Raw genomic sequence first — 7,421 nt, 5'->3', positions numbered from 1 at the left:
GTTTGATACCACCGAAGAAGCTATTCACCTTGCAAACGATACCCCATACGGCCTAGCGGCCAGTGTCTGGTCAGACAATTTGCCGACTGTCATGCACGTGGTGCCAGAAATCCAAGCCGGTACCGTCTGGGTAAACAGCCACATCCCACTCGACCCGAACATGCCTTTTGGTGGCCATAAGCAATCTGGCGTCGGTCGTGAGTTTGGTCGCGGCGCGGTGGAGAACTTCACTGAATTGAAATCAGTTTGTATTGCGTATTAATGATGTAAAAAGGCCGTCTGCAACAAGACGGCCATTGATCATCGATATTTAAATCTGTTTATTACTTCTTACAAAGACGATTAGCAAATAATTGTAACTTTGGCCAATCTTGGAGACTCTTTGATTCCATTTTTGGCATATCTTCAAATCGAGAAAATTGAGTTTCTTGCGCTAACTCTTCTCCTTGTGCCATTGGCAATGAATAGTAAGCAAACGCAGCAAAATAAATTTTAGGTACATTGCATGTAAGGTAAGCCAATGTCGTAGCAGAATAAAATTTTATGTACCTAGACTCGCCATTCAACATAAAACTTGCTTCATTTTCTTTACCATAGTCAAGTAACAGCATAAAGCGTTTAACTGAACCTTTTGAAGTCACCGTCGCATTATCATAATACATCTGGATGCCCATATTTTCAGTAACATTTATCCATTTAGCCTCTGCAAAAAGAGGAAACAACAAGAGCAAAGTAAACAATCTAAACTTCATCGACAATCATTACCTTCCCAGTAAGCATTTTGAATTTGGCGATTTGTCACAACAAAAGTGTCGCGACACCAAAATGTTTCAGTCCAAGAATTTAGTACTTGGTTGTATCCATTAACTGTCGAATGCACTATCGAGGATGATTTGTAATACACCACTTTCTTTGTGTTCATATCTACAGGGTTAATTTGACTTGGGGTGCCCCATGAGGATATTAATTTTTCTTCTGCAGCATCAAACCAAGACTCCAAGATCCTTTGATGATATTTAGCATAAGTGGTCATTAAGAATACATCTTCATACGGCTTTTTCTGGGCAACTAATTGTTTAGCAGTTGCTTTACAGTCGCTTGTGGCGGCTGAAAGCTGGGGATAGTATGGATTACTAAGGTCAGACGCCATCCAATAGTTCACACATTGACCAACGGCAAACCTAGCCTGCTTTACGTCTGTATTTTCCTTCGCGTGTTTAATCCTGCCCTTAGCATCTTTTAATTCATAGTCTGTCTGCTTAAAGCCATTTGTCACCGCATCTAAATCAGGGAAAAATTTCCCAGCTCTTGCATCAGTTTTGTTTTTCACAACCATTAAAGTTGAATACGCATTTGGATCGTATTTAGGATAACTTGCACAACCAGCTAGCTGCAGCAACGCAGCAAAGATACAAATTTTTTTATACATATTGAGATGCACTGAAAGAGTTTATTCGCGAAAGAATCAGCCAGCAGGCTTGTGATGCATGCAAGCTAACTGATACATGAAACACCGTAAAAAAATGTCGTTCGCATATTAACACAAATATAAATTAATGCGAATCACATATTTCATTTGCATTTTATTTTGATAATTTATGAAAAGTAGTTACCCGATATAAATCAAAAAAGCTACTTTGCTGAAAGTGCTATTGAGGGATACGAAAAAGATTAGGAAAAAGTACTCATCCTTCGCTAGGTCAATACCTTAAATGAACTGACTAGATAACCTTTTGTGGTTGAATGGTGAGGAATACTCCGATAATTATCATTACCCACTTAGTAGTGCTGCGTTAATTAGTTACTCACCTTTAAGCAAGGCAGATAGCAACACAACAAATAAAGATATGAGATTCGTGAAAATAATCGCGCGTTGTGTACCCATTTCACGAACAGCTTTGGCGTACCGGGATATAGATGCTGCATTGGCTCATAAGAAGTAATCATGAGAACACCAAGATGGCTATTCAGTGCAGTGCTAGTAACTGCTAGTTTAAAGTTGGCCGTGGTGCGGTGGAAAGCTTCACCAAACTGAAATCGGTTTGTATTGCATATTGATAATGCAAAAAAGCCATCTGCAACAAGATGGCCTTTGTTTTCATTTACCAGCACACAAACACAGCCGCTCCATTACCATTATTCAAGAAACGACAGGTTGGCAAGGAAAGCGTAGCGTAAATTGTGTTTGGTTTGCCGCCGACGTTACGCAAATTTCTCCATGATGCATTTCCACGATCGACTTAGTAATCGCCAAACCTAACCCGACACCGTCGGCAGAAAGGTTCGTTCTAGAAGTATCTGCTCGATAGAAACGATCAAAGAGACGAGGGATAGACGCCTCTGAGATTGTTGCTCCCGAATTCGTCATCTGGACATGTACATATGCACCAGAGGTGAACACTTCAACGCGAATATCACTCTTTGCTTCTGCATATTTCAATGCATTAGATAGAATATTACTGAATGCTCTTCGCAGCATTAGCCTATCGCCACTCAAGGTGGCATCACCTATTTGAACTAAATGCACTTGCCGTTCCTCTGCCAAGGCTTCATAAAACTCAAACAATGCGGTGATCTCATCTGCCACTTGAATCGTCTCTACCGAAGGTAAAACTAATCCATGCTCTGCTTTTGCCAGAAATAGCATATCGGAAATCATTCGGCCTAAACGCTGAAACTCTTCTGCATTCGACGCTAATATTTCTCGATACGCTTCCGCAGATCTCGGTTGTGAAATTGCAACCTGTGTTTCAGTCAGCAAATTAGTAATAGGTGTTCTTAATTCGTGAGCAATATCAGAAGAGAACTCCGAAATTTTGCGATAATCTGACTGCAAACGTGCCAGCATTGCATTTAAGGATGACGCTAAATCTGCCATTTCAACAGGCACTGAGTCGACAGGCATTTGTGCATCGAGTTTCAGGCTACGAATACTTTGCGCTTGTTGTTTCATGGTACGAAGCGGCGCCAACCCCTTATGTGCCACGCCAATGCCAATTACGCCTGCCAACAAACTAGCTATCAATATATACACCGCGAGAGATTGCCCGACCGTATGGATAAAATGCTGGTGGTGTTCCGTATCGATCGCCACACAAATATCAATCTTACTTTTTGCCGTATCTGCTAACAGTCCATTTTGACAGATGCCATGATAGGTATACCCCTCTTTTCGCCATTTGAGCATTTGGTTTGGCGTGAACTCATTCATGAGGGGAAATTTTGTAATCGCACTATCTGTCGAGCCATAGATCAATTGGCTGTTTCGTTCTAACTTGACGTACAGATTGCGATGATTGTGCACAACATCATCTAAACGGCCAATTAAGAAAGGGACACTGTCTGATGTACCCACTACGTTCTGAATAAGCTGGAGTTTGTCTTGTAAATCGTAGGCATCTTGTTCGTCAAAATGAGTTTCTACCATCTGGCTGACTAATAAACCAAGGCCAACGAGAAGTAAGATAGAGGTGGTAACATACAGAAAAGCGAGGCGTACCGTCAGAGAAAACCGCTTGATCACAAAGTAGACTCCGGTTCTTCTAACACATAGCCCATCCCCCGAATGGTATGAATTAGTTTTACCTCGAAATCATCATCCACTTTCGCACGTAATCTCCTCATCGCAACATCAATCACGTTGGTATCACTGTCAAAATTCATATCCCAAACTTGGGATGCAATAAGAGATCGGGGAAGCACTTCATTCTTCCTCCGCATTAATAACTCCAACAATGAAAACTCTTTCGCCGTTAGTACAATTTTTTTGCCACCACGGCTGGCTCGCCTACGTAACAAATCTAATTCAAGATCTGCTACATACAATAGCGTCACCTCATTTGTGCCAGCTCCTCGCCTTAGAATAATTCGGATTCTTGCTAGTAATTCGGCAAATGAAAATGGCTTAACTAAATAATCGTCTGCGCCGAGTTCTAATCCTCTAATCCGGTCTTCTACCTGATCTTTAGCAGATAAAAATAAGACTGGCATCAGTCGTTGCTGTGTTCGTAGCTGTTGAATAATTTGCCAACCATTCAAACCGGGTAGCATGACATCCAAAATAATCAGGTCATAACTTTGTTCTAAAGCATATTGAAGACCAACGCGACCATCTTGAACCAGATCCACCATATATCCAGCCTCGGTTAATCCTAGTTTTAGATACTCCCCTGTCTTTACTTCATCTTCGATGATCAACAGCTTCATACATCCTCCATGTGCTGGCTAGATAGTGTGCCACTCTTAGCTAGCGCACGCCAAACATTACAAAGATGTAATGTTGCCGTCAGTTTGATGTTGTGTAGTAAAGACTATCATTCAAAGTGAAAAATACACTCAAACATGTAGTCAACAGACAATGAAAGAAAATGGCTCATGAAAATACATCACTTATTAGGCTCCTTATTTTTACTACCGACATTCCTTTATGCCGAGGTAAATCAAGAGTCGACATGGAAAGCACATAATCAGCAAGTTGCTGAATTTCCAAGAGGACATGCAGATGTTCTGAAGTGGGAACAAGCGAATCCAGAAAAAGCCCCAAAAATGACCGGTCACGCTGAAATGATGAAACCGACGCTACCGATAAGTCGGTTTCCCGAGGCGGTTGACTTGGCGTGGAATAGTCATCCCGACTTAAAGACTTCATTAAGCCAATTAGGAGAATTACACCGTTCCCTAATACAAGAAGGACACTTTGCACAACTGCCGATAGCGAAAATTTCCAAAATCCCAGAAATCGCTGAAGTCATTGAAATTGCATATCACACACGCAAGCAAGCGCTTACACTAACCGGCCAGATACAAAATGCTGCCCTTCAAGCGCATATGCTAACAGCCTCACAAGCCGCTGCAGAGTTGAGTAGTCGAATGGCCAAGGTTGGCAATTGGAGTGCTTATCAAGATACGTCATACCAAGTTGCATTAGGGGCTGATAAACAAGTTCATTTAAGCACGCAATATGAAATCAAGAAAAGCCAAATGGAGTTGCTTAAGCAATTTAAGCAATGGAATGTCATCAACCAACCGGCGCTTAAACTGACCGTTACCTTACCAGCGCTTCCTTCAAAGACAATTACTCATCACATCTTTCATGAGCGTCTTTTAGAAGTAAGTAAGCAACTTCCTCTTAGTGAGCAAATACAGTTAACCGCAAACGCAGAATTAATATATGACGCTTACCAAACAGCGTATTTACTCGCACAAGAAAGCCAGCAACAAGCCAAAAGACAATCCTTTTTATATGAAGAAACCATTCTTCGATACAACGGAATGCTAATGAATACTTGGGATGTTCTCAGTGCTTCTCGCACCAAGTTCCAATCCGAAATTGCATCTAACAATGCACTTCGTGATTTTTGGTTAGCTGATGCAGATTTACAGTTATTGATGGTGGGTTACATCCCATCATCCCTCATGACATTTTCCGCAAGTGGGCTTGATAGCTCCTCATCTGCTGGGCATTGAAAGGAATATGATGACGCTAGATCTTACACGCCGGCAATTTTTTACAGGGGCAGCCACCGCAGTCATTGGGGCAACCGTCTCGCGCACTGCGCTAGCAGGATTGCCAGAGCCTATCATTCAAACATCGGTCGAGACAGCACCACCACTCATCCCAAATACCGGGCGTCCTTATAACCCGGTTGTCACGCTAAATGGTTGGACCTTGCCTTGGAGAATGAATGAAGGTGTAAAAGAATTTCACTTGGTGGCAGAACCTGTCGAACGCGAAATGGCACCAGGATTTACCGCCCAACTTTGGGGCTACAACGGCCAAAGCCCTGGCCCAACCATTGAAGTCGTAGAAGGTGATCGTGTCCGAATTTTTGTCACCAACAAATTGCCAGAGCACACGAGTGTGCATTGGCATGGTCAACGTTTACCGAATGGAATGGATGGCGTTTCTGGTCTGACGCAACGTAGTATCAAGCCTGGAAAAACCTTTGTTTACGAATTTGTCGCCAGACGCCCGGGAACATTCATGTACCACCCTCATGCAGATGAAATGGTGCAAATGGCGATGGGAATGTATGGCTTTTGGGTAACACATCCCAAAGAAAAACATCCATTGATTGATGAGGTGAATCGAGACTTTTGCTTCTTATTGAATTCGTTTGATGTTGAACCGGGCAGCAAGACCCCTAAAGTCAACACAATGACAGACTTCAATATCTGGGCATGGAATAGCAGAATTTTCCCCGGAATTGACTCACTGAATGTTCGATTAAATGACAAAGTTCGGATTCGAGTGGGTAATTTAACCATGACCAACCACCCGATTCACTTGCATGGCCATGAATTTATGGTGACAGGAACGGATGGTGGCCCAACGCCAAAATCTTCACGTTGGTTAGAAGTAACAACCGACGTGGCGGTCGGACAAATGCGTCAAATAGAGTTTATTGCAGATGAAGAAGGTGACTGGGCAATGCATTGCCATAAGAGTCATCATACGATGAATGCAATGGGGCATGATGTGCCAACGTTAATCGGGGTGGATCACCGAAACTTAGTGCAGAAAATCCAAAAAGTCGCACCAGACTACATGATGATGGGCGAAAAAGGTATGGCAGACATGGGCGACATGGAAATGCCAATCCCAGACAATACAGCCCCAATGATGACGGGAACAGGACCATTTGGGTCGCTTGAAATGGGCGGCATGTTTACCGTACTAAAAGTACGTAAAGATCAGCCGCCAGGCAATTACAAAGATCCAGGTTGGTTCAAACATCCAGCGGGAACGATCGCGTATGAATACAACGGAAAAATGGAAGAAGCCCCAACAGCCCCGCACCCCGCGAAGAAGGCGACTGAAAAAGCTGCAACTGTTAGAGCAGTCAAACCCACATCAACGCATCAGAATCATTAATTGAGCGACTAATTAGGAATATATAGCAATGAAATTACTCCATTCTCTCTGCGTAGCGAGTTGCCTTTTTACCATCAGTACGATTGGCTTTGCCGCTGGCGATCACGCAGGTGGCCACCACGAACAATCTGAAATTGGCCAACCCGGAAGCAATAAAAAGGTTAGTCGAACCATTCGTTTAGAAGCATCAGACAATATGAAGTTTTCACTTAATGATATCAAGGTGAAACACGGGGAAACGATTAAATTCATCATTACAAATATGGGGAAGTTAAAGCATGAATTTAGTCTGGGTACAGAAAAAGAACTGAAAGAACACTATGAAGTAATGAAGAAATTTCCAGACATGGAGCATGATGAACCGAGCAAGATTACCCTTGCTCCGGGGCAATCAGGCGAAGTAATTTGGAAATTTAGTAAAACTGGCATTGTGCATTTTGCTTGCCTTCATCCTGGCCATTTTGATGCGGGGATGAAAGGCATTATTCAAGTAAAAAAATAGTGTTTTGTACGGTTTAAGTCGCAACAATCGCTTTGTTATTAGGAG

8 protein-coding genes are annotated in these 7,421 nt (G+C 42.6%); 4 read left to right on the top strand and 4 right to left on the bottom strand.

The features are described from left to right. A partial coding sequence (locus LIN78_RS14325) for an aldehyde dehydrogenase family protein (protein ID WP_227181535.1) occupies nucleotides 1-262 on the top strand: 262 nt, incomplete at its 5' end. A 61-nt stretch (nucleotides 263-323) separates the two neighbouring features. Here the strand turns inward: LIN78_RS14325 and LIN78_RS14320 are convergent. The 4 genes from LIN78_RS14320 to LIN78_RS14305 all read right to left on the bottom strand — a co-directional run bounded on the left by LIN78_RS14320 (nucleotide 324) and on the right by LIN78_RS14305 (nucleotide 4,206). Next, entirely contained in the window at nucleotides 324-752 is a 429-nt protein-coding gene (locus LIN78_RS14320) for a surface-adhesin E family protein (RefSeq protein WP_227181533.1), read from the bottom strand. Then, a complete protein-coding gene (locus LIN78_RS14315; RefSeq protein WP_227181531.1) occupies nucleotides 749-1,429 on the bottom strand; it encodes a hypothetical protein in 681 nt (226 codons plus the stop codon). The genes LIN78_RS14320 and LIN78_RS14315 overlap by 4 nt, the downstream gene beginning before the upstream one ends. 711 nt (nucleotides 1,430-2,140) lie before the next feature. Next, a complete protein-coding gene (locus tag LIN78_RS14310; protein WP_227181529.1) occupies nucleotides 2,141-3,523 on the bottom strand; it encodes a heavy metal sensor histidine kinase in 1,383 nt (460 codons plus the stop codon). Continuing rightward, on the bottom strand, nucleotides 3,520-4,206 hold the full coding sequence (locus LIN78_RS14305; RefSeq protein ID WP_227181526.1) for a heavy metal response regulator transcription factor: 687 nt from the start codon (nucleotides 4,204-4,206) through the stop codon (nucleotides 3,520-3,522). Before LIN78_RS14305 ends, LIN78_RS14310 begins: the two co-directional genes overlap by 4 nt. Before the next feature lie 168 nt (nucleotides 4,207-4,374). Between LIN78_RS14305 and LIN78_RS14300 the strand changes: the two genes are divergently transcribed. Genes LIN78_RS14300 through LIN78_RS14290 form a run of 3 tightly spaced genes read left to right on the top strand, consistent with a single transcriptional unit; the run spans nucleotide 4,375 to nucleotide 7,376 of the window. Next, nucleotides 4,375-5,466, top strand: a complete 1,092-nt coding sequence (locus tag LIN78_RS14300) for a TolC family protein (RefSeq protein ID WP_227181524.1) — start codon at nucleotides 4,375-4,377, stop codon at nucleotides 5,464-5,466. A gap of 7 nt (nucleotides 5,467-5,473) precedes the next feature. Further along, complete coding sequence (locus tag LIN78_RS14295) at nucleotides 5,474-6,874, top strand: multicopper oxidase family protein (protein ID WP_227181523.1); 1,401 nt, start codon at nucleotides 5,474-5,476, stop codon at nucleotides 6,872-6,874. Nucleotides 6,875-6,902: 28 nt separating this feature from the next. Then, entirely contained in the window at nucleotides 6,903-7,376 is a 474-nt protein-coding gene (locus LIN78_RS14290) for a cupredoxin domain-containing protein (protein WP_227181522.1), read from the top strand. The last annotated feature ends 45 nt before the right edge of the window (nucleotides 7,377-7,421 follow it).

Origin of the sequence: Leeia speluncae (genome assembly GCF_020564625.1) — a bacterium.
Classification (GTDB): Bacteria; Pseudomonadota; Gammaproteobacteria; order Burkholderiales; family Leeiaceae; genus Leeia; species Leeia speluncae.
This window is presented reverse-complemented; position numbering and strand designations above follow the sequence as displayed.